21 protein-coding genes are annotated in these 21,765 nt (G+C 61.6%); 8 read left to right on the top strand and 13 right to left on the bottom strand.

Going from position 1 to position 21,765, the window contains the following annotated elements; genetic code table 11:
- The first annotated feature begins 261 nt into the window (after positions 1–261).
- Complete coding sequence (locus B1781_RS02450) at positions 262–2,100, top strand: sigma-54-dependent Fis family transcriptional regulator (protein ID WP_078118160.1); 1,839 nt, start codon at positions 262–264, stop codon at positions 2,098–2,100.
- Positions 2,101–2,148: 48 nt separating this feature from the next.
- Here the strand turns inward: B1781_RS02450 and B1781_RS02445 are convergent, their stop codons facing one another.
- Genes B1781_RS02445 through B1781_RS02435 form a run of 3 tightly spaced genes read right to left on the bottom strand, consistent with a single transcriptional unit; the run spans position 2,149 to position 5,435 of the window.
- Positions 2,149–2,382: a hypothetical protein gene (locus B1781_RS02445; protein ID WP_078118159.1), complete on the bottom strand. Its 234-nt coding sequence runs from the start codon at positions 2,380–2,382 to the stop codon at positions 2,149–2,151.
- Positions 2,382–4,622 carry a thiamine pyrophosphate-dependent enzyme gene (locus tag B1781_RS02440; protein WP_078118158.1) on the bottom strand — a complete coding sequence of 747 codons (2,241 nt, stop codon included), beginning with the start codon at positions 4,620–4,622 and terminating at the stop codon, positions 2,382–2,384. The genes B1781_RS02445 and B1781_RS02440 overlap by 1 nt, the downstream gene beginning before the upstream one ends.
- Before the next feature lie 30 nt (positions 4,623–4,652).
- A complete protein-coding gene (locus B1781_RS02435; protein WP_078118157.1) occupies positions 4,653–5,435 on the bottom strand; it encodes an RMD1 family protein in 783 nt (260 codons plus the stop codon).
- Positions 5,436–5,598: 163 nt separating this feature from the next.
- Between B1781_RS02435 and B1781_RS02430 the strand changes: the two genes are divergently transcribed.
- Both B1781_RS02430 and B1781_RS02425 read left to right on the top strand, forming a co-directional pair.
- On the top strand, positions 5,599–6,702 hold the full coding sequence (locus tag B1781_RS02430; RefSeq protein WP_334223858.1) for a GNAT family N-acetyltransferase/peptidase C39 family protein: 1,104 nt from the start codon (positions 5,599–5,601) through the stop codon (positions 6,700–6,702).
- Positions 6,699–8,159, top strand: coding sequence for a RimK family protein (locus B1781_RS02425; RefSeq protein WP_078118156.1), 1,461 nt, complete (start codon positions 6,699–6,701; stop codon positions 8,157–8,159). Before B1781_RS02430 ends, B1781_RS02425 begins: the two co-directional genes overlap by 4 nt.
- On the opposite strand, the gene B1781_RS02420 is transcribed toward B1781_RS02425, so the two are convergent.
- Positions 8,116–9,039 carry a methylated-DNA--[protein]-cysteine S-methyltransferase gene (locus B1781_RS02420; protein WP_078118155.1) on the bottom strand — a complete coding sequence of 308 codons (924 nt, stop codon included), beginning with the start codon at positions 9,037–9,039 and terminating at the stop codon, positions 8,116–8,118. The genes B1781_RS02425 and B1781_RS02420 overlap by 44 nt on opposite strands.
- Before the next feature lie 164 nt (positions 9,040–9,203).
- Here B1781_RS02420 and B1781_RS02415 point away from each other — a divergent pair, with 164 nt between their 5' ends.
- The gene (locus B1781_RS02415) at positions 9,204–10,271 is read left to right on the top strand and encodes a metal-dependent hydrolase (RefSeq protein WP_078118154.1); all 1,068 of its coding nucleotides are present in this window, start codon (positions 9,204–9,206) and stop codon (positions 10,269–10,271) included.
- A gap of 36 nt (positions 10,272–10,307) precedes the next feature.
- On the opposite strand, the gene B1781_RS02410 is transcribed toward B1781_RS02415, so the two are convergent.
- The 6 genes from B1781_RS02410 to B1781_RS02385 form a co-directional block, all read right to left on the bottom strand.
- Positions 10,308–11,117, bottom strand: coding sequence for an ABC transporter permease subunit (locus tag B1781_RS02410; RefSeq protein WP_078118153.1), 810 nt, complete (start codon positions 11,115–11,117; stop codon positions 10,308–10,310).
- Positions 11,114–12,052, bottom strand: a complete 939-nt coding sequence (locus B1781_RS02405; protein ID WP_078118152.1) for an ABC transporter permease subunit — start codon at positions 12,050–12,052, stop codon at positions 11,114–11,116. Before B1781_RS02405 ends, B1781_RS02410 begins: the two co-directional genes overlap by 4 nt.
- Positions 12,030–13,163, bottom strand: coding sequence for an ABC transporter ATP-binding protein (locus B1781_RS02400; protein ID WP_078118151.1), 1,134 nt, complete (start codon positions 13,161–13,163; stop codon positions 12,030–12,032). The genes B1781_RS02405 and B1781_RS02400 overlap by 23 nt, the downstream gene beginning before the upstream one ends.
- Positions 13,164–13,169: 6 nt before the next feature.
- Positions 13,170–14,264 (bottom strand): polyamine ABC transporter substrate-binding protein, encoded by a 1,095-nt coding sequence (locus tag B1781_RS02395; RefSeq protein ID WP_078118150.1) that lies wholly within the window; start codon positions 14,262–14,264, stop codon positions 13,170–13,172.
- Between the two features lie 123 nt (positions 14,265–14,387).
- Positions 14,388–15,740, bottom strand: coding sequence for an MFS transporter (locus tag B1781_RS02390; RefSeq protein ID WP_334223857.1), 1,353 nt, complete (start codon positions 15,738–15,740; stop codon positions 14,388–14,390).
- Between the two features lie 199 nt (positions 15,741–15,939).
- Complete coding sequence (locus tag B1781_RS02385) at positions 15,940–16,170, bottom strand: EF-hand domain-containing protein (protein ID WP_078118149.1); 231 nt, start codon at positions 16,168–16,170, stop codon at positions 15,940–15,942.
- 339 nt (positions 16,171–16,509) lie between these two features.
- Here B1781_RS02385 and B1781_RS02380 point away from each other — a divergent pair, with 339 nt between their 5' ends.
- The 3 genes from B1781_RS02380 to B1781_RS02370 all read left to right on the top strand — a co-directional run bounded on the left by B1781_RS02380 (position 16,510) and on the right by B1781_RS02370 (position 18,166).
- Positions 16,510–16,923, top strand: a complete 414-nt coding sequence (locus B1781_RS02380) for a YbaN family protein (protein WP_164513223.1) — start codon at positions 16,510–16,512, stop codon at positions 16,921–16,923.
- 57 nt (positions 16,924–16,980) lie between these two features.
- On the top strand, positions 16,981–17,856 hold the full coding sequence (gene htpX, locus B1781_RS02375; RefSeq protein ID WP_078118147.1) for a protease HtpX: 876 nt from the start codon (positions 16,981–16,983) through the stop codon (positions 17,854–17,856).
- 106 nt (positions 17,857–17,962) lie between these two features.
- On the top strand, positions 17,963–18,166 hold the full coding sequence (locus tag B1781_RS02370; RefSeq protein ID WP_078118146.1) for a YjfB family protein: 204 nt from the start codon (positions 17,963–17,965) through the stop codon (positions 18,164–18,166).
- Here the strand turns inward: B1781_RS02370 and B1781_RS02365 are convergent.
- Together B1781_RS02365 and yidD are read right to left on the bottom strand one after the other, a co-directional pair.
- Positions 18,156–19,214, bottom strand: coding sequence for a hypothetical protein (locus B1781_RS02365; RefSeq protein ID WP_078118145.1), 1,059 nt, complete (start codon positions 19,212–19,214; stop codon positions 18,156–18,158). The genes B1781_RS02370 and B1781_RS02365 overlap by 11 nt on opposite strands.
- Positions 19,198–19,437, bottom strand: a complete 240-nt coding sequence (yidD, locus tag B1781_RS02360) for a membrane protein insertion efficiency factor YidD (RefSeq protein WP_078118144.1) — start codon at positions 19,435–19,437, stop codon at positions 19,198–19,200. The genes B1781_RS02365 and yidD overlap by 17 nt, the downstream gene beginning before the upstream one ends.
- Before the next feature lie 158 nt (positions 19,438–19,595).
- On the opposite strand from yidD, the gene B1781_RS02355 reads away from it, so the two are divergent.
- Complete coding sequence (locus B1781_RS02355; RefSeq protein ID WP_125931837.1) at positions 19,596–20,198, top strand: zinc ribbon domain-containing protein; 603 nt, start codon at positions 19,596–19,598, stop codon at positions 20,196–20,198.
- Between the two features lie 18 nt (positions 20,199–20,216).
- Here B1781_RS02355 and B1781_RS02350 read toward each other — a convergent pair whose 3' ends face one another.
- Positions 20,217–21,755, bottom strand: coding sequence for a GGDEF domain-containing protein (locus B1781_RS02350; protein WP_125931836.1), 1,539 nt, complete (start codon positions 21,753–21,755; stop codon positions 20,217–20,219).
- Positions 21,756–21,765 lie beyond the last annotated feature (10 nt).

The raw sequence follows: 21,765 nt of genomic DNA, 5'->3' as shown, positions 1-21,765 counted from the left end.
TCCTCCTACGGATAGCCGGCAGCCCATCGGCTACCGCCTGCCGCAATCGCAGAAACCGTGCCACGACGGCATATGCTGCAGTACACAAAAAGCGCAATCGTCAACAAAACAACCGCTTAGTGTGGTGTTGCGCTACGTGGTCGACAGCAGTAGTCTCGGGTATCCGCTTGGCCGTATCGATAAGCACAATACGAGTGTCGCAACATGCGACACCATGACCGTCGCGCAAAGCGACGGCGACAGTGACAGGAGGAATAACCGATGCCGACTTTCGGTCCCATACCGGCCGACACGGATGCCGCACGCCGCCTGTTTTTCGACAAGGGACGCAGTCCTAATGGATTGGTGCCGGACGTCATCGAGCGTTCATGGCAGCGCTGTGCGCGTCGCCTGGACAACGCCGACGCACCGCCGGCAGAACATGTCGATTTGTCGCTGCTGAATGAACGCCGCGAGATGCGTGGTCAGCTTCGTCGGATCGTACGACCCGAGATGGATGCACTGGCTGAACTGGTTTCGGACGGTGACAGCCTTGTTGTGCTTGCCGACCGCGATGGTCTCATCCTGGATGCCGTTGGCGCGTTGAACTTCTTGCGCACCGCTCAACAGGTAGCGCTGCAGCCCGGCGTGTACTGGTCGGAAGACGGACGCGGCACCAACGCGATCGGCACGGCGCTCGCAGAACAACAAGCCGTCTCGGTACGTGGCAGGCAACACTACCTCGAAGCCAACGGCATCTTGAGCTGCGCTGCCGCGCCCATTCTGTCGCCGCGTGGCGAGATGCTCGGCGTACTCGATGTATCGGGTGATTCGGAGAACCTGCATGCACAGGCGCTCGGCATGGTGCGCCTTGCGATTCAGATCATCGAACATCGCTTGAGCCTTACACAGGCGCAGAACAACGGCGTGTTGCGTTTCCATCCTTCGCCCGAATTGCTGAACACCCATCGCGAGGGCGTGTTGCTGCTCGACGAGGATCGTATCGTCGGCGCAAACCGGGCCGCGCTGCAGTTGCTCGGAGCGGATTGGCAGGACCTTCTCGACACCAGTGCCGAGCAATGGCTGCAACTTCCGGCCAGCAATCAACCGAAGGTGATTCGCGGCCGCGACGGCCAACAGATGCACGGCGTTGTGCAGCAAGAGCGCAAATCACCGGTGGCTATCAGGCCACTGCAGGCACCAACCGGCGAGCCCTGTTATTTCGACGATGATTGCGCTGCCAAGCTCACCGATGCCAAGCGCGTGCTGGACGCCGGCATTGCGGTCTTGGTCAACGGTGAAACAGGTACCGGCAAGGAAGTATTTGCACGCCAACTGCACGCCGTCAGCGCGCGCAGCCATGGCGCGTTCGTTGCGGTGAACTGCGCCGCCTTGCCTGAATCTCTGATCGAATCGGAACTGTTCGGCTACCAGGGCGGGGCCTTTACCGACGCACGGCGCAAAGGTATGCCGGGGCGTATCCGTGAAGCCGATGGCGGCATCCTGTTTCTCGATGAGATCGGCGACATGCCGTTGGCCCTGCAGGCCCGGCTGTTGCGCGTGCTGCAAGAGAAGAATGTCGTCCCGCTTGGCGGCGGCCAACCGGTCAGCGTCGATTTCGCACTGGTGTGCGCCACCAACCGTGATCTGCAGACCATGGTCGAGGCCGGCGAGTTTCGCGCCGACCTGTTCTACCGCATCCAGGATTTCACGCTGAACCTGCCACCGCTGCGTGAACGTAACGGGCGCCCACGCCTGATCGAATCGTTGATGCGGGATCTCGGCAAGGGCGAAATCGCGCTCGATGACGAAGCAGTTCAGGCACTGAGCGATTACGACTGGCCCGGCAACCTGCGCCAGCTGACGAGCGTGCTACGCACCTTGATTGCGCTTTCCAGCCCGGGAGACATCATTGCCGTCGAACGCCTGCCGACCGAGATTCGCAACCGGCACAAACAACAGGCGGTAGAGCGGCAAGCGGACAACACCTTGCAGACCAAGACGCGCGATGCGATTGAACAGGCATTGGTCGAATGCGACGGCTGTGTGAGCGCAGCGGCACGCCAGTTGGGTATCCACCGCAGCACCATTCATCGCTGGATTGCCAAGCACAGGCATTGACTGCAGGTATTCTTGGCCGGCAGTCATCATCGACTGCCGGCAGCGCGGCTAGCGGATATGGCCGGTACTCGCCGCGACGAGATAAGCCACGCTGAACACGACCAGCCCGGCACTCCACACCTTGAGCCACAACACCCGCCCTCGCATGCCCAGGTACAACAGGCCCAGGCCGATCAGCAAGGCCAATGCGACGGTGAAATTGAGCATGAAATGCAAACCGTCGGATTGCGAATAGACCGGCAGTTCGCCATCACTTTGTCCAACCGACTCCTCGTAGCGCATCAGATGAGCTCCGGATCCGAGATCACATCGACCAGTGCCGGCCCGTCGTAGGCGATGGCACGTTTCAGCGCCTCCTCCAACTCATCTTTGCTGCTCACGCGGATACCGAGGCCACCGCAGCTCTTCGCATAGGCGGCGAAATCCGGGTTGCGCAGACCTGTCTGCCAGACGGGCCAGTGGCCGGCGCGTTGCTCTTTGCTGATCTTTCCGAGCTCGTCGTTGTTTAGCAGGACATGGGTGATGTTCATGCCGTATTTCACGGCCGTCGTGAACTCCGCCATGTACTGCCCGAAACCGCCATCGCCGCTGATCGAGATCACCTTGCGACCGCGGTAGGTACTCTGCGCCTGCGTCGCCGCCCAGGCGCCCATCGCCGCCGGAAAGGCGAACCCGATTGACCCGAGGTAACCGGACATCAATACGCGTTGCCCCCGGGCCTCGAAATAGCGACCGAAGGAATAGGTGTTGTTGCCGACATCCACGGCCAACACGGCATCGCTCGGCGTCACCTTCGACAACACTTCGAACAACAATGCCGCACTCAGCCCCTTATCGCTTTCACGCTCGCGGCGCGCGGCCTTCTCGTCGCGCCAGATACGCCAGCGTTCGGCAAGGTCGTCGCGCTGGTCCGCTGAGCCGGTATCCTCCGGCAAGGCGCGCCACAACCATTCGGCAGTCAACCCGATTTCCCCCAACAAGGGAATTTCGACCGGATGAAACTTGCCGAGCGTCATCGGATCGAAGTCGACCTGAATGATCGGCTTGTTGGCCGCAATGCCGGTGTGATTGGAAAAACTCGCACCGAACACGATCAACAGGTCGCTTTCGTTCATGCACCAGCTTGCCACCGGCGTACCGCTGCGGCCGAGCACACCGGCAGCCAGCGGATGATCGTCGGCTATCTGCCCTTTCGCCTTGAATGTCGTCAGCACCGGCGCATGCAGCTTCTCCGCCAACGTCAGGATCGGTTCCATCCGTCCCACGGCACCGTAGCCGACAATGATCGCCGGCCGCTTTGCCTGCTTGAGTTTGTCGAGCGCGAGCGCCAGACCTTCGGTCGCCGGCAGCATGCCACGATCGCCCAGCCGGCCTTGCGAGCTGCCCGCCGGGGCATCCTCGTCCACTGCCTGGGTCTGCACATCGTCGGGAAAGATCAGGTGGGCGACGTCACGCTGCACGATGGCGTGCTTGCACGCCAGGTTCATCAACTCGGCATGTCGCGAGTCACACATCACGGTCTGGCTGAAGCGGGCGGCCGGCGCATAGGCCGAGGCCAGATCGATCTCTTGGAATGCGCCGGGGCCGAGCACCTGCGCATCGACCTGCCCAGTCAATGCCAACACAGGTGCGCGGTCGACCTTGGCATCCCACAGGCCGGTCAGCATATTGGTCGCACCCGGGCCGGCGATGCTCATGCACGCTGCGGGCACGCCGCTGAGTTTGGCGTAGCCCGACGCGGCAAAAGACGCGGCACCCTCGTGGCGTATGCCGATGTATTGCAGCCGGCCTTTGCCTTCCTGGCGGCGTAACGCATCGGCCAGGCCGAGATTGGAGTGGCCGACCATGCCGAACACGTGGGTCACACCCCAGTTCACCATGGTCTCCACCATCAGATCGGTCACCGTGCGCTGGTGTACGTCCGACTCCTTGACCGCAACATAGATGCCGTCGTCGCGCTGCTCGACCGGGAAGGTCGGCACGCCGTCATCATGTGAGCCGGGCGATTTGCCGGTCAGGGGATGAAAGTCCCACCCGTGCCAAGGGCAGCGCAGCCAGCAGTCTCCGCCTTCGTCTTCGCACTCGATGCTGCCCTCGCCCAGCGGGCCGCCCTGGTGTGGGCAGGCGTTGTCCAACGCACCCAGCTCGCCGTTGAACAGCGTCAACGCGATGCTCTGGCTGCCCGCCTGCACGGCAAGTACGCCGCCTTCGCGCAGGTCATCGCGCTCGGCCACCTTGTACCAAACGGTCTTCAAGCCGTCCTGCTCTTCCAGCTCGGCGTCGCTGATCTTCTTGTGCGAACCGTCGCACAGCGGCGGACTGCCGGTCTGCTTGCATTGGCAGAAGTAGTAGCTGTCGTCCTTGTCGGCGGTGAACTTGACCGGGGTGAAATCGGTCCCCTGGTGCGAACCATCGCAAAACGGCTGGTTCTTTGAACGACCGCATGAACACCACCAGACGGTTTCGCCGGCCTTCAGTTCAACGGCTTTGGGCTTGGTATCCGCGATATACGGTTTGGACATGACTGTCCTCCGTGATCAAAGCATCTTCGCTTAGTGTAGAAAGAGTTCGTAAAGTGTCAGGCCGATTTCTACCACGATCAAAATAACGATATACCACTCGACGCGCAGGGTGCGTTGCGCCTGCACCAGATCGAGCAGGGTTTCTGCGGTGGTGCTGATCAGATTGAGCTTGCGGTCGAGCGCACTGCGCCGCTCGCGGATCTCGAACTCCTGCTCGAGGCGGACGAACAGACGCTCACGGTCGGGATGCTCCCAGATGATGTCGGGTTTCTCGCCGATCTCAGCACGCCCGACCATGCGGTGTTGTACCCGCAGCATCTCGCCGATATGCGCCACCAGGCTGCGTGACTGACGGATGCGATGGCTGCCGCTGCTCAATTGTTCGGCCAGGGGTTCAACCCGATCGAACGTCGCCGCCACCAGGTGCTCGTGGTGGTCGAGCACAACGCTCTTGGCCAGCACATCGGCGACCACCTGCAAAGTCGGCAGTTCATCGTTGTCGAGCAACAACACGCCTTCATGCAACAACTCGCTGCCGCTTTCGACAGTGAACTCCAAGGTCTCGAACTCGCCCTGGTCTATCGGCTCGGACACATACGGTCGCAAGGCGTCGATGAATTGCGTCTGCCCGATCGGCGACACGTCGAAGAACACGACTACACCGAAGCGCAAGACGACGGCCAGGCCGCCGCCGCTGACTTCGACGGCAACCGGCGCTCCGGACAGATGCGGCGTCTGCAGCAGTGGGCGAACGTTGATGCGATGACCGAGCAAAACCGCATGGGCCAAGCGCGGAGAGGGGTTTTGCGACATAGGCGGTGAGCTCCTTGCACGCAGCGGGCAGCGCGGACTTTAGGGCCAAACCCCGGCTTGCTCAATGAATACCTGTATGGTCCTATTATTTCACTTGCGTGCCTGCCATTTCTGTCCGTAAATACGCGCTCACTTTTTGCCCTGCCTGGAGCTGCTGCCAACGGTGTCGATCCGCCCCGCAACACTTGAAGATCTCGACGCGATGGTCGCGCTCGAAAATCGCTGCTTCGACGACGATCGCATCAGCCGCCGCCAGTTCCGTCACCTGTTGAACAAGGGTCATGCCGCCTTGCTGGTGGCCGACCACGAGAGCGCCATTGTCGCCAGCCTGGTCGTGCTGTTCAGCCGTGGAACGGCGACCGCGCGGCTGTATTCGATCGCCGTCGCGCCCGAGGCGCGCGGCAAAGGCATCGCCAGCAAGATGGTCGAGCGCGCCGAGGCCGAGGCGTGGCGCGAAGAGCGCGCCTGGATGCGGCTGGAGATCCGTAAGGACAACGCGGCATCGATCGCTCTGTTCGAATCGCTCGGCTATCGCCGTTTCGGCAGCTTTGCCGACTACTACGCCGATCACATGGACGCGTGGCGCTACGAGAAGGCACTCGACGCGCGACTCAAGCCGCGCCTTGACCGCGTGCCGTGGTACGAACAGACGCTCGACTTCACCTGCGGCCCGGCCTGCCTGCTCATGGCCATGCAGACGCTGCGCCCTGAGACCCAGACCAGTCGCATCCAAGAGATCAAGCTGTGGCGCGAAGCGACCACCGTGTTCATGACCTCCGGGTTGGGCGGCTGCGGCCCCTACGGCTTGGCGTTGGCCGCGCACAAGCGCGGCTTCGGCGTCGAGATATGGGTTAACGATCGTGGTATCCAGATGATCGACAGCGTCCGCAGCCCGGAAAAAAAGGAAGTGATAACACTGGTGCAGCAAGACATGGAACGCGAGATCGCCGAGTTTCGCATACCGGTGCATTTCGATGTGCTGGGTGCCGACGCCCTCGAAGCGGCATTCGACGACGGCGCCGTGCCGATCGTGCTGATCAGTTCGTGGCAGATCTACAACGAGAAATCGCCGCACTGGGTGGTGGTCAGCGGTTTCGATGAACACTTCATCTATGTCAACGATCCGTTCGTCGACTACGACGACGGCGAGACGTCGATTGATTCGATCAACATGCCGATCGGTCGCAGCCAATTCGCACAGATGGCGCGCTACGGTAAGAAAGGTCTGCAGGCAGTGGTACTGATAAAGGCGGAGGATGCCCGATGAGCGACCATGTCATTCTTGTCGATGCAATGAGTCAGTGGAAAAACGATTTTCCCGACTACCCGGTCGTGGCCGTGCGCGACTACCTGGTCGACCCGACATGGTCGAACAAGCGAAATCTGCGCGTTCTCAATCTGTGCCGCGACACCGAATACCACAGCCCGGGGTACTACGCCTCGCTGCTTGCTGAGGCGCGCGGGCACAAGGTGATCCCTGCCGTCCGCACACTGCAGGATCTCAGTCGCAAGGCTCTGTACGGCAGCGAACTGGCCGATCTCGACAAGCGCGTCGCCAAGCTGTTCCGCGATCAACCCACCGAGGTCACGCGGTTCGAGTTGCTGATCTGTTTCGGCGAATGCGAGGTAAAAGGTTTCCGCCAACTGGCGAAGGCACTGTTCGAGACCTTCCGCTGCCCACTGATCAAGGTCGAATTCAAGCGCGGCAAGGTGTGGCATATCAAAGGCATCCGCAGCGTCGGGCTCAAGGCCTTGAAGGCCAACCAGGAAGACCTGTTTTTCGAGGCGATGGCCGGCTACCTGCGCCGCCCGTGGCGCTCGGTGCGCGGCAAGCGCAACATGCGCTACGACCTGGCGATCTTGTACGACCCGGACGAAACCCTGGCACCGTCCAACCGGCGCGCGCTGGCGCAGTTCATCCGTGCCGCGCGAACGCTGGGCATCGACGCCGAACTGATCACCTCACGCGACTATGGCCGCATTGCCGAGTTCGATGCGCTGCTGATCCGAGAGACCACCAACGTCAACCATCACACCTACCGCTTTGCTCACCGTGCGGCATCGGAAGGGCTGGTGGTGATCGACGACCCCGATTCAATCCTGCGTTGCACCAACAAGATCTATCTGGCCGAACTGCTGGCACGGCAAAAGGTGGCGATCCCGCCGAGCGTTGTGGTCAGCCGTGACGAACTCGATCGTGCCGAAGAACAGCTCGGCTACCCCATGGTGCTGAAGATCCCCGATGGCGCCTTCTCCACCGGGGTATTCAAGGTGGCGGACCGCACCGCATTCGAGGAAAAGGCCGCGCAGCTGTTTCGCGATTCGGAACTGATCCTGGCGCAGGCCTACACCCCGACCGATTTCGACTGGCGTATCGGCCTGCTCAACGGCGAGGTGCTCTACGGCTGTCGCTACTATATGGCGCGCGGCCACTGGCAAATCGCCGACCATTCGAAAGGCAAGGTGCGCGAAGGTGGGTTCGACACATTGCCGCTCGACGAATTGCCGAACGCCGTCGTGCAGACGGCACTCAAAGCGGCCGCTGCGATCGGCAATGGACTGTATGGCGTCGACCTGAAACAGATCGGGCGCAAGGTGATGGTGATCGAGGTCAACGACAACCCCAACATCGACGCCGGTGTCGAGGACAAGGTGCTCGGCATCGAACTCTATCGGCGCATCATGCGCGAGTTCCTGCGCCGCCTGGACGCCCGCGGTCGTTGATCGCTAGTTCCTCGACGGCAGACTCCCAACCGCACATCGCCATCTTGCGCTCGCGGCCCCAGTGGTAGATGCCGAACTCGCCGCTCTCTCGCAGTACGCGGTGACAGGGGATCAAAAAGGCTACCGGGTTGCGCGCCACGGCACTGCCGACAGCACGCGCCGCTTTCGGCATGCCCAGCAGGTCTGCAAGCTGCCGGTAACTGAGCAGGCCCGCCGAGGGAATCTGCAACATCGCGCGCCACACCTGGATCTGGAAGTTGGTACCGCTGACCCACAGCGATAAATTGCCGTTCGGTGGTTGCCCGGCCGCAAAGATGCGTTTCAGCAGTTGCCCGCTCGCCGACGTGTCTTCAATCCAGTTGGCCTGGGACCAGGTCGACGTCAACGCCTGCAGCGCTGCCGACTCATCGCCCTCGGCAACGAACGACAGATGACAGATGCCGCGTGCGGTGAACGCCACCAAGGCCTGGCCGAACGGCGAATCGCCGAAACCGTAGCGGATGTCGGCACCGGCGGCAGCCTGCTTGAATTCACCCGGCGACATCGCCTCCATGTTGACGAACAGGTCGTGCAGGCGGCCAGGTCCGGACAGGCCGCTGTCCAGGGCCAGACCCAACAGGTCGCCGGTCTCACGCATACGCGATTTTGCGTATTCGACGGTCAGAAACTGTAAGAAGCGTTTGGGGCTGATGCCGGCCCACCGGCTGAACAGGCGCTGGGTCTGCGAGGCGCTCAATCCGAGATACGCAGCCAATTCGGGCAAGGCCGGCTGCGCGTGCCGGTTGTCGCGCAAAAAGGCTATTGCGCGCTCGATGCGCCGAAAGGTCTCCGCAGACTGCACGTCGCAGCCGGCATCGGTGAGTTCGATCAATCCGTCCATCGCAGTGAATTTATAAGGCGCGACAGCGTCTAACCACCCGTTTCTTGCATTCAGCCGGCAATCGGCCACCGGCGCGGTCACATCATCGCGATTTGCCGGGTATTTTGCCAAGGCCGAAGCGGCCGAGCGGTTTATGCTTGCACGGGTATTTGGAGGAGACGGATTTGGATTCGGTCACACAGGCTGCGCTGGGCGCCGCCGTCGGCGTCGCCGTCATGGGCAGAACGACAGCACCGTGGAAAGCGGCACTGGTGGGCGGCATGGTCGCCACCCTGCCCGACCTCGATGTGTTCATCGACAAGGGCAATGCGGTGGACGACATGCTGCTGCACCGCGCCGAAACCCATGCCTTCTTCTGGCAGTTGCTGGTGTCGCCCCTGATAGCGGCGGTGATCGCACTGCTGACCCGCTCATTCGAACGCTACGGGCGCTGGTGGTTGCTGGTCGCGCTCGCCCTCGTGACCCACTCGATGCTCGACGCGATGACGATCTACGGCACGCGTGTGTGGTTGCCGTTCAGCGCAACGCCGGTCGGCCAGGGCAGTCTGTTCATCATCGACCCGCTGTACACCCTGCCCCTGTTGATCGGCGTCTTGATCACTGCGTTCAAACGGTCCGGCCGAACCTTCGCCAACACCGCCGGACTCGTGTTGTCCACGGGCTATGCATTATGGTCGGTCGCGGCGCAGACCTACGTCACAGAGGTCGTCGAAAACTCACCGCAGGCGCAGGGCTTGGGCGGCGAACAGATCATGGTCACGCCGACGCCGTTCAATACGGTGCTGTGGCGCGTGGTACTGATGCGCGATGATCACTACGAAGAAGGTTTTTACTCGCTGCTCGACCCGCTGGTTGCCGCGGATCGTCCGCTGAAGTTCACGCAATACGACCGTGGCAGAAACCTGGAGGCACGGACGCGCGAATTCGATTACGCCAATGCGATCCGCGACTTCTCCAAGGGCTTTTATGTGCTCGCCGACGATGGGAGATATCTGAGCATCTCCGACCTGCGTATGGGACAACACCCCTACTACGCCTTCAATTTCCTGTTCGCCGAACACCACAGCGAACCGGTCGTCGCCATCACGCCCAAACGCATCGCCCGCCGCATCCCGTTCGAACCGGGCATTCAATGGCTGTGGCAACGCATGCTGGGAATGGATGTTGCCCCTCCGGGCACCGAATACCGCGAAGTCAGCAATCGCAACGACAACCCGTCCGGAGATACCTGAAGCCACGCGGCGGAACATCCACCGCAACACCATGCTTCACGCCTCGCGTTTCGCCTTGCGCTGCATCGACCAACCTGCGATCACGATGCCGGTCGTAACAATCACCACGAGCACGGTCGCCAAGGCGTTGATCTCCGGGCTGACGCCCAGGCGCACGCTGGAGTAAACCTTCATCGGCAGGGTCGATGCACCCGGCCCGGAGGTGAAGCTCGCGACCACCAAGTCATCCAGCGACAGTGTGAACGCCAACAACCAGCCTGCCGCGAGTGCCGGCGCGATCAGCGGCAGGGTGACGACAAAGAACACCTTCCACGGACGCGCACCGAGATCCATGGCCGCCTCTTCCAGCGAGGGGTCGAGCCGGGTGAGGCGCGACTGCACGATGACTGCGACATAGGCCAAGGAGAAGGTCACGTGGGCAATCGTGATCGTCGTCATACCGCGCCCGGCCGGCCAACCGATTGCCTGCTCCATCGCGACAAACAACAGCAGGGAGGCCAGGCCGAGAATTACATCGGGCATGACCAGCGGCGCACCGACCATCAATGCCAACGCGGACCGTCCGCGAAAGCGGCCGAAACGCACCAGGGCGACGCCGGCCAGGGTGCCAAGCACCACGGCCAAGGAGGCATTCATGACGGCGATACGCAGACTCACCCAGGCCGCACCAAGGAGTTCCTCGTTGTGCATCAGGCTGACGTACCACTTGGTCGAGAACCCGGCCCACACGGTCACCAGACGTGATTCGTTGAACGAATAGATCACCAGCGACACGATCGGCGCATACAAAAAGGCGTAAGCAAACGCCATCAGCGAGAACACGAGCACCGGTCGGCGCGCTGTCATGCGTCCTGCTCCTTCTCGCGGTAGCGCTCAAACAACATCACCGGCACGACCAACAGCGCAAGCAGACCGACCGCGATCGCGGCCGCTACCGGCCAATCGCGATTGTTGAAATATTCAGTCCACAGGACCTTGCCGATCATCAGGCTGTCCGATCCACCGAGCAGATCGGGGATAACGAATTCACCCACTGCCGGCACGAACACCAAAAGCGAGCCGGCGATGATGCCCGGCATCGTCAACGGCACCGTGACCCGCCAAAAGGCACAGGTCGGCCTGCAGCCCAGGTCGGACGCGGCCTCCAGCAGGCTGTCGTCCAGGCGGGACAGGCTGGCGTACAGCGGGAGCACCATGAACGGCAGGTAGGCATAGACAATGCCGAGATAGACCGCGAACTCGGTGTACAACAGGTGCAGCGGCTGATCGATGATGCCGAGCGACATCAACAGGTTGTTGAGCAGCCCGTTGTCCTTGAGGATACCGATCCAGGCATACACGCGGATCAGAAAACTGGTCCAGAACGGCAGGATCACCAACATCAGCAGCGGCACCCGCCAACTCGCCGGTGCGCGCGTGATACCGAGCGCCAAGGGATAGCCGAGCAGTAGACACAACAGTGTTGCCGAGCCGGCAATGCGCACCGAGTTGAGCAGCGCATCGACGTAGGTATTGTCTTCCCACAACAACAGATAACTGGCAAAACTCAGACGCAGCTGGACGATGGCGTCGCTGCCCCATTCAAGCAGATCGGAATACGGCGGCACGCCAACGACGGCTTCGGACAGACTGATGCGCGCGACGATCAGAAACGGCAAGCCGAAGAACAGTGCCAGCCAGAACAGTGGCACCCAACCGACGGTTGCCTTGCCGGGGCTCAAACGCTTCGCAATAGAAGGTGCGATGCGCTTGGCGGCGTTACTCAAGGAGGGCAATTGCATCGTCTGCGCTCCAGGCAACCCACGCCTCGTCACCCCAGGTGAGCGATGCCGAAACGTGGCGTGCCCGGTTCGTGACCTGCGCCTCGATCAGCGCGCCGCCCGGCACGCGCACATGGTAGATCGAGACATCGCCGAGATAGGCAATCTCTTCGACGGATCCCTTGAGGTGATTATCGGCACCTTCGGGTCTGTCGATGCTGATGCGCACCTTTTCCGGGCGCACCGCAACGCCCAGCGGCGTGCCCGGTGCCACCGCGTGCTGCGTCGTGACATGCAGCTCACCCTGAACCGATTCGGCATGCACAGCCAGCGTGGCGTCGTGTTGTTCGACTACCCGCCCTTCGAATTGATTGACTGCACCGATGAAACCGGCAACGAAGCGGTTGGCGGGAAACTCGTACAGCTCGCTGGGAGTACCCAGCTGACGGATACGCCCTTCGTTCATCACCGCCATGCGGGTCGACATGGTCATCGCCTCTTCCTGATCGTGCGTAACCATAACGAAGGTGATGCCGAGACGTTCCTGCAGGTTGACCAGTTCGAACTGCGTGTGTTCGCGCAGCTTGCGGTCGAGCGCGCCGAGCGGCTCGTCGAGCAACAGCAGCTTCGGCTGTTTGATCAAAGACCGCGCCAGGGCCACTCGCTGGCGCTGACCGCCGGATAGCTGGTGCGGTTTGCGTTTGGCAAAGCTCTCGAGGCGCACCAACTCGAGCATGGCCTCAACGCGCTGCTTCACCTCATTACGTGCCACGCCCTCCTGGCGCAGGCCGAACGCCACGTTCTGCGCGACCGACAGGTGCGGGAACAAGGCATACGACTGAAACATCATGTTGACCGGCCGGTGATACGGCGGCATCTCAGTCACATCCTGCCCGGCGATCAACAGGCGGCCTTTATCGGGCCGCTCGAATCCAGCCAGCATGCGCAGCAGTGTCGTCTTGCCGCAGCCGGAGGCACCGAGCAGGGAGAAAAATTCGCCAGGGTAGATGGTCAGCGAGAGGTCATCGACAGCGTAAACGCTGTCGAAGGTCTTGGTGACATTCTGGATCTCGACCAGCGGCGCAGCAGAAGGATCCTGCCACGCCGCCAGGGTCGGTTGCGATCCCGCCATCGGTCGTCAGCGACCCGTCTTGACACGCGTCCAGGCGCGCGAGCGTGCGCGCTGCACGGCCGGCCCGAGCTGCGCCGGCGAACGCAGTTTTTCCTGGACTTCCTTCGGCGGGAAGATACCCGGATCGTTGCGCACTTCCTCTTCCAACAACGACAAAGAAGCGGGCACGGCATTGGCAAACGAGACATAGTTGGTGATCTTGGCAACCACATCCGGACGCAGCACGAAGTTGATGAACTTCTCCGCGTTCTGCGGATGCTTGGCATCTGCCGGGATCACCATAACGTCGACCGCCAGGATCGCGCCTTCGCGCGGTATCGTCAGTGCGACCTTCACGCCGTTTTTCGCCTCATCGGCACGATCACGCGCCTGCAACACATCACCCGAATAGCCATGGGCAACGCACAGGTCGCCATTGGCGAGGTCGTTGATGTACTGCGAGGAATGGATATAGCGGATATACGGCCGAATCTTCTTGAGCATCTCGGTGGCCGCGTCGAGGTCGGCCTTGTCGGTGCTGTTGGGATCTTTGCCCAGGTACATCAGCGCCGCGCTGATCACCTCGGTGGAGTCGTCGAGCAGGCTGATACCGCAATCGGCCAACTTCTCGGCATTGGCCGGATCGAAGATCAGTGACCAGGAGTCCAGCTTGGCGTCCGTACCGAGGCGCTCGGCAACCTTGTCGACGTTGTAGCCGATGCTCGTCGTGCCCCACATGTAGGGCACGGCGTACTCGTTGCCTGGATCGATGTCGGCCAGGTTGCCCAGAATAACCGGGTCGAGATTGTCGTAGTTGCTCAGCGCCGACTTGTCGAGCTTGCGGTAGATGCCCGCCGCAATATGGCGCTCCGCGAAGGGACGCGCGGTCGGAAACACCAAATCGTAACCGCTGTGCCCGGCGAGCAGCTTGGCTTCGAGAACCTCGTTCGAATCGTAGACGTCGTAGACGACCTTGATGCCGGTCTCTTTCTGAAACTCCTCCAGCACCTCATTGGTGATGTAGTCGCTCCAGTTATAGATGTTCAGCTTCGCTTCTTCAGCCGCTGCATCGCCTGCGAAAATCGCCAAAACCAACGAACCCAACAACAGATACCGTTTCACCGTTTCAGCCTCCGCGGCCGATCATAAAGGGGAGGATAGCGTGCACCTAATTGTAGGCAGTCGTCACCTGATTTTTTTGCGGTCGGCGCAAAGCCGTCGGTCGGCACTGCCGGCGGCCACCGGTTATCGGCCCTCGCTGACTTCAGACAGGCGCAACGACTCCACAGCCGCCAGCAGCGACCACGCGCCAAGGAGCGCGATCACGGGCACGACACCCAACCAGTCACCGATCAACCCGACCAGCCCGCCGAGCAACATCGCAACGCCGATCACGCTGTTGGATACCGCGACATACGCGGCGCGCGTCTTCTCGGTGGCCATGTCGACCAGGTAGACCTTGCGGCCGAGACGCACACCACTGTGCATGATGGTCAGCAACATGAAGATCACCGCGTGCACCCAACCGTGTTGCAGCCAGCTCAACCCAGTAAAAGCCGCGATGCTCACGAACAAGGCCAGAACACCGGCGCCGGCGGCGGCAAGCGCCATGACGGTCCGGCTCGATCGATCGCCCAAGGCGCCCCAGAACGGCGAACTGAGGGCTGACGCCAGGCCGCTGGCAATCACCATCATGCCCAGCCCGGCCAAGTCGCCGTCGGCTTTCTGATGCGCCAACAACACAAAAAACGGCGGCGCCAACGCCACCGCGAGCAACGACATGCGACCGAATACGAATTGGCGAAAGGGCTTGTCGTCGCGCAGCATGCGCAGGTTTTCCAGCGCAACACTGAAGGCATTGCCGCCACCTTCCGTGGCACCGGGCTGTTCACGGATCACGTTGAACGACAGCAGCGCGATCAACCACAGCAGGCCCCCGCCGGCGAACATCATGGCAAACACGCTCGGACCGAAGCGATCGAGCGGCACCCCGCTGAGCACCAATCCGAGCACCAGGGTGAAGACGCCGCCGATACCGGCACTCCAACCCATCAAGCGGCCGCGCCGGCTCTTGGATACGGTCTTGCCGAGCACATCTTTGGCCGACACCGAGCACAGACCGCGGGCCAAGCTGAATAACACCAGCATGCCGATCACGGCCCACCCCGCCGCAGCCCCGTCGAGGGTCAGCGCCGCCGCGGCTATGCCGAACAGCGCCAGGGCCGAAAGCAGCGCGCCCACCAGCCATACGGGCTTGCGCAGGGGCATACGGCGCACATAGGCGGCCACCGCCATCTGCGGCACGAGCACGCCAGACTCGCGGATCGGCACCAGGAAGCCGGTGAAGGCCGCCGGCACACCAAGGCTGCCGAGCATCCACGGCAGCACCAGCTTGGCGCTGCTCAGCTCGTCGGCAACCTTGTTGAGGGTATTCGCACTGAGGTAGGCAAAAAAGTTTCTCGGCTGGTCGTCGCACGATTCGCTCGGAATGTCTTTGCAGACCCGGGCATCTTCATCGCCGGTAACCAGGTTGTAGATTCGGTCGAGCCGGGTTTCCTGCAGGTCGCTCACGCCTGCCGCGTTCAACGGGTCACTCACCACCATGGCCTCAAATGCTGCTGCGACTTGCGCAACACATCAATGCAAGTCGCTGTCAGTCGATCAAACCATAAAGTGACGCGGGGCGGAAATACGGCACGTGCCGACGTCGGGCGAGAAACGCGAACGCCCCCGTGAACAGTTGTTCAGCGGGGGCGTTCAATGTGGCGCCGTGGCGAAACCAAGGCGCCGATGGCGCTTATTCGCAGTCTTCTTCGGTAGCGGCCATGTACTCGTCTTTGTTCAACGAGCCGTCGCCGTTCTTGTCGATTTTCTCGAACTTGCGCTCGATCTTGGTGGCGGCGAATTCAGCGGCGTCGACGCTGCCGTCGCCGTTGGCGTCGGCTTTCTTGAACGTCGGGGCAGCACCCGCCACACCAGACAAAACGAATGCAGAGGCTGCAGCAAGGGTCAAAAGGGTCTTTTTCATGTGTTCATCCTGGTTTCATGCAGAATCAGTGCGCAGATCAGCCAAAATGCCGCAGGCTGAGAAACGACGGGTACTGTAGGCCGATCGCCGAGTCTGCGTCGACCCCAGCGCGCCCCAGAAACGCTGTTGTGAACCGGTTCTTTAATCTTAATCAAGAACTTGCAACTCAGGCGTTTCGACTTCGTCTGAATAAAGACCTCTAAATTTCAGGGATGTTCCGACGTTTGACGCGCCAATTTCCGACGCCGGATCGCGCTAAAGTTAAGTATGGCGGCGCCCGACATAGAGGCAACGGACCATGGCGGGGCTTTTGCGGCCGCACACATTGAGGCGAACAGAGTGCCAGACAGCAAGAACGGAAAATTGGGCAGACACTTTTGCCTGGCATTGGGCTGGGTGTGTGTTGTGCTCGGGATCATCGGCGCCCTGCTGCCGTTGATGCCGACGACCGTGTTCCTGCTGATCGCCGCCTGGGCGTTCTCGCGCTCGTCCGAGCGCTGGCACCAATGGCTTCGCCAGCATGCCAGGTTCGGCGAAACGATCCGCGCCTGGGAAGAGCATCACGCCATGCCGCGCCGTGCCAAGCGCATTGCATTTCTCGCCCTGGCCGCTTCCTACGGCTTCACCGCCTTCATCTACGGCCCGTTTTCATGGGCGGCACTGATCGGCGGCGTATGTATCGCCGGGGTCGCACTGTACATCGCCCACATCCCGGTACTGGTCAAACCCAGCGAGCAGACCGCCGAGTCTTGACTTCGGCCCCACCGGGCCCCATATCTCCGACAATCTTTTTGTTTGGAGAACGCCCCGATGATGCGTCTTCTGCTTTTTCTCGGCACCAACGTCGCCATCATTGCGCTGATCAGCATTACGTTTCGCGTACTGGGGATCGACGACCTGCTGGCAGAAAACCGTGTTGACCTGGACATGAATGCGCTGCTGATCTATTCGGCCATCATCGGATTCTCCGGCTCGTTCATCTCGCTGTTTCTGTCCAAGTTCATGGCCAAGAAGACCATGGGCGTGCACATGATCGAAGAGCCACAGAACCGCGATGAACAGTGGCTTCTGCAAACCGTAAAACAACAGGCGGACGCCGCCGGCATCAAGATGCCGGAGGTCGGCATCTTCCAGGGATCGCCGAACGCCTTTGCCACCGGCTGGAACAAGAACGACTCGCTGGTGGCGGTCAGTACCGGTCTGTTGCAGAGCATGAACCGCGATGAGGTCGAGGCGGTATTGGCCCACGAGATCAGCCACGTGGCGAACGGCGACATGGTCACGCTCACGCTGATCCAGGGCGTGGTCAACACCTTCGTGGTGTTCTTCTCGCGGGTGATCGGTCACGTCGTCGACCGGGTGGTGTTCAAGGTCGAACGCGGTCATGGCCCGGCGTTCTGGATCACCTCGCTGATCGCGCAGTTCGTGCTGGGCATTCTCGCGTCGATGATCGTCATGTGGTTCTCGCGCTGGCGCGAGTACCGTGCCGATGCCGGCGGTGCCAATCTTGCCGGACGACACAAGATGATCTCGGCATTGCGCCGCCTGCAACAGGCCAGCGGCGCCCAGCCGCTGCCGGACGAGATGGCCGCTTTCGGTATCACCGGCGCCGGCCTCAAGGAGCTGTTCGCCAGCCACCCGCCGCTCGAGGCCCGTATTCAGGCGCTGCAGCAAGCCAACGGCTGAGCAGGCCCAGAATGCGGCCGCGGCCGGTGCGTCGGCGGCACTGCCCTCCGGGGAAACGCGTTCTCAGGTTGTTCAAGAACCCTGAGAACGCGTCGTTATCCAGGGTATGAACATCTCCAGCATTCCTAGCAGCCTGCTGCAGCAAATCAACAACGGTGCCACCCAGACGGGTGATGCCGTGGCGATCTCGGTCATGCGGAAGACGCTCGATATCCAGGCGTCGCAGGCAAGCCAGTTGATTTCAGCAGCAGCGCAGGCTGGGCCCGACCCATCCAACCCAGTGGGTCAGAACATCAACATCAAGGTGTGATCGCCAGCGCCCGCAGCTCGGCGTCGATGTCGCCGGCTGTCAGGCGTTCGAAATCGGCTTCGTCAAACACCGTCACCGCACCCGCAGTCTCCGACCACGCGAATCCGCTGGTCCACTCACTTTGGCGATAGCTACCCTGCAACGCGCGCACTATCAGGTACATATCGCCCGGGCGATAGATCAGGTTATAGGTACTCCCCCGATCGTGAAGCTCCTGGATCGAATGCCAGGCGAGTGACGCATCGTCGAAACGACTGACCCTGAGCGGGTATGCCTCGTCACCGCCGTTATGCAGCCATTGGCTGCCCTCGATTGGATAAACCGTGTGCTCGGCCGTGACGTAGAACTGAAAATGCAGATGGTTGACCGACGCAAACGCACCGTAGGCGTTGTAGGCGACCCTCACGCCCGGCAGACCGCTCCCGAGACCGGCGGTGGCCTGCCATACCTTGTCGTGAATCGCGCGGGTCAGAAACTGCGGATGTTCCGCGGACGGCTGCGGCACCAACAGACCGTGCAGCGGCGCAAACGGAAACTTGTTGAACAACAGGCGCCACGGCACGTCCGACAGCTCGCCCTCCCAGAAGATCTCTTTACGCAAAAACGGTTTGTTGAAATGAAACGCGTCGCGTTCGAATGGCCGGCGCAGGCTGTCGACCGTACTGCCGCTCATCCGCGGTGGCCGGAATGCCCGCATCGGATTGAACTGCAACAACCACGGTCCCACGTTTCGCCAACGCGTCGGCGTGAGGTTGTCGAAGCCGTAGCGGCATAGCTGCTCGAACACCCGTTGATCGTCCGGCGCAGCCTCTGTCACCAAGGGGTCGCCCTTATCCAGGCGTTGCTTCCATACGGCGAATGCTGTGGCGAGCGCGCGGTGCATGCGCTCGAACATTGCAGACTCGAAACTCGCGTTGGCCAGCACCAGAATGAACACGCCCAACTGATCGATGTCGAGCATCGCCTGCAACCGTTGCTCGAACGCCGACTGCAGCGCATTCAGCGATGCGAATGGCGGCGTGCTTCCCTGCTCAGTGTTTGTGTTCATGTTCGGGAGGATCCGGCACAGGGTCGTAACCGCCTTCATGGAAGGGATGGCAACGACCGACACGCCGAATCCCCATCCACAGCCCGCGCAGCGGACCCCATTTTTCCATCGCCTCGATGGTGTAGGCGGAGCAGCTCGGCATATAACGGCAGTTGTTGCCGAGTACCGGGCTGATCAACAGCTGATACCCTCTGACCAGTTTGATCAGGATGGTCTTGAACATCGTTTCCTCAACATGTGCGGCTGGTTATGCCGTGCATTCAGTCTCGCCGAACCGACCAAGCTGCTTGTCGCGCAGCGTACCCGGTCCATCACTTCGCCGTGCCTGTCGGCCTACCATCCCGCCCGCACTGCGGGTGTGTCAACACGCGGCGCCCCGCCTTGCCAGTCTCACGCCCCTACGGCACCATGCGCGCCATGGCCGATCTGACCAGTCTCTTTCTCGCCCCGCAGGATCCGTTCGCCGATGCGTCTGGCCACGCAGTGTCGCAGGTGTTGCGCGAGCTGAAGATCATTGGTGACACTCTGGGCGACGATCTCTACCGCGCGGGCGACAACTTCAGCCGGCACGTGGTGTTTGCCGGCTGTTCGCCGCACCTGGTCATGGAGCCACCGGAAGGCGGCAGTCGCCGTTTCTGCCACGTCGCGCTACATGGTCCGTTTGCGCAACCGAAATTGGTAACGGGGCCGAATACGGTCAAGCCGCGCTGTCCGCATTGTCGCAAACGATTCGACGACTGGCGCGAACACTTGCAGCAATGGCTGCGCAACGGTCAGCAGGTGCGATGCGGGCACTGCGGCACGGTAAACAGCGTGCATACGATCGATTGGCGCGAACATGCCCTGAGCGGTCGCTACCTGATAGAACTGCGCAACGTGTTTCCCGGCGAAGCCACGCCCAGTGATGTGTTCCTGCAAACGCTCGAACAGGAAAGCAAGATGCCGTGGCGCTATGCCTGGGCGGCGTATCTCGACATCGATTGACCGCGCAACGCCGCGTGCTCAGTTGGCAACGACGCGATTCTTGCCCTGATGCTTGGCGTCGTACAACGCCTTGTCGGCGCGTTCGAAGACCTTCTCCGGATCGTCGCCTTCGGCGAATGCCGACATGCCACCCGACACGGTGAGCTTGACCGGTTTCCCATGCGAATGCAGACCGATATTCTCGATCGCCTGACGCATCACATCGGCGACTTTCAGCGCATCCTTCGGTGATGCGCCAATGAACACCAACACGAACTCCTCACCCCCGTAGCGGGCGAGAAAGTCGGTTTCACGCAGCCGCGTGGTCAAGGTCTTGGCGACCATCGCCAATGCGCGGTCACCGGCCTTGTGGCCGAAGGTGTCGTTGAGTTTCTTGAAATCATCGACGTCCCATACCAGCAACGCCAGCGGCTCACCAAAGCGTTTCCAGCGGGCGAACTCTTGCGCAATGCGCTCGTCATAAGCACGCCGGTTGGGCAGCCCGGTGAGCGCATCGCACATCGCCTCCTGGTAAGTCTGCGCCACCTCGCGGCGCAGATCGAAGGTATCGCGTTCGAGCTGATTCAACTGCTGGCGCAACTCGCCGGCCTCGGTTTCGGCCTTCTCGCGACGTGCATTCTCGTCATCGAGGTGGGCACGCACGTGGGCATGCATCCGGTCGAGACTGCCGAGCACACTGGCCTGCAGCTGAGCAAGATCGACGCTGTCGCGCACACTGGCCGACAGTGAAACGACCTCGCTGTTCATCTGTTCGCCGAGCCGCTTTCCACTCTCGCGCGATTCTTCACGCCGACCGCCTTCGTCGAGCATATGCTGATCGAAGGCCAGCAGGCGCTCACTCAGTTCGTTGAGGAAGGTTTCTGCGGTTTGCGCGTTGACGTGCGCCTGCTCCATGGCGCGCAACACCAGGTCGCTGATCTTGCGCACCACGTCGACCCAGGCATCGCGCTTGGCCTCGCCGGACAGGGCGCTGCGGAATTCTTCGACCTCTTCGGCCAGGTGATTCGGCCACTCGATGCTCTGCAACAGCTCGAGCAAGGCCTGATTCGGCGGAGTTCCGATATCGGAAGGCGACTTGCCGACCAAACGGGACAGCAGGCCGCCGCTTTTTGTCTCGGCAGCAGCGGGCGCAGCGGATGCATCGAGCGCCTTGCTGAGCAGTTCGGTCAAGCGGTCGAGCGTCTTGTTATCGACCTTCGCCGGATTGGTCTGCGCCTTGGCCCACAGCTTCATCACTTCGTCTTGTTCACGCTGCGCCAGCTTGGCCCGCTGCAGAAGTTGCTGCAGCAAGTTAGGCTGCACACGGTCTTCCGAAGCGCGCATCAGGTCGTCAGCGAGATCGCCGGCCTGACGCAACAGGGCATCGGTCTTGCCGGTGCGGGCGACATTGCGCAGGCGTTCGAGATGGGGGTCGAGCCCGGCATCCAGACCGGATACCGCAACGCACAGACGGGTGATCAGTCGCGTGAAATCTTTGCCCGCCTCTTCGAACTGGGCGGCTTCACGTTCGTGACGATCGGCTAGTTGGAGGTAACGTTCGCGCCAGTCGTCGGCCATGACGTAACCG

It is taken from the genome of Thiosocius teredinicola, from assembly GCF_002009425.1.
Lineage (GTDB): Bacteria > Pseudomonadota > Gammaproteobacteria > Chromatiales > Chromatiaceae > Thiosocius > Thiosocius teredinicola.
Note: the sequence above shows the minus strand (reverse complement) of the source record. Positions and strands in the feature narration are given on the sequence as shown.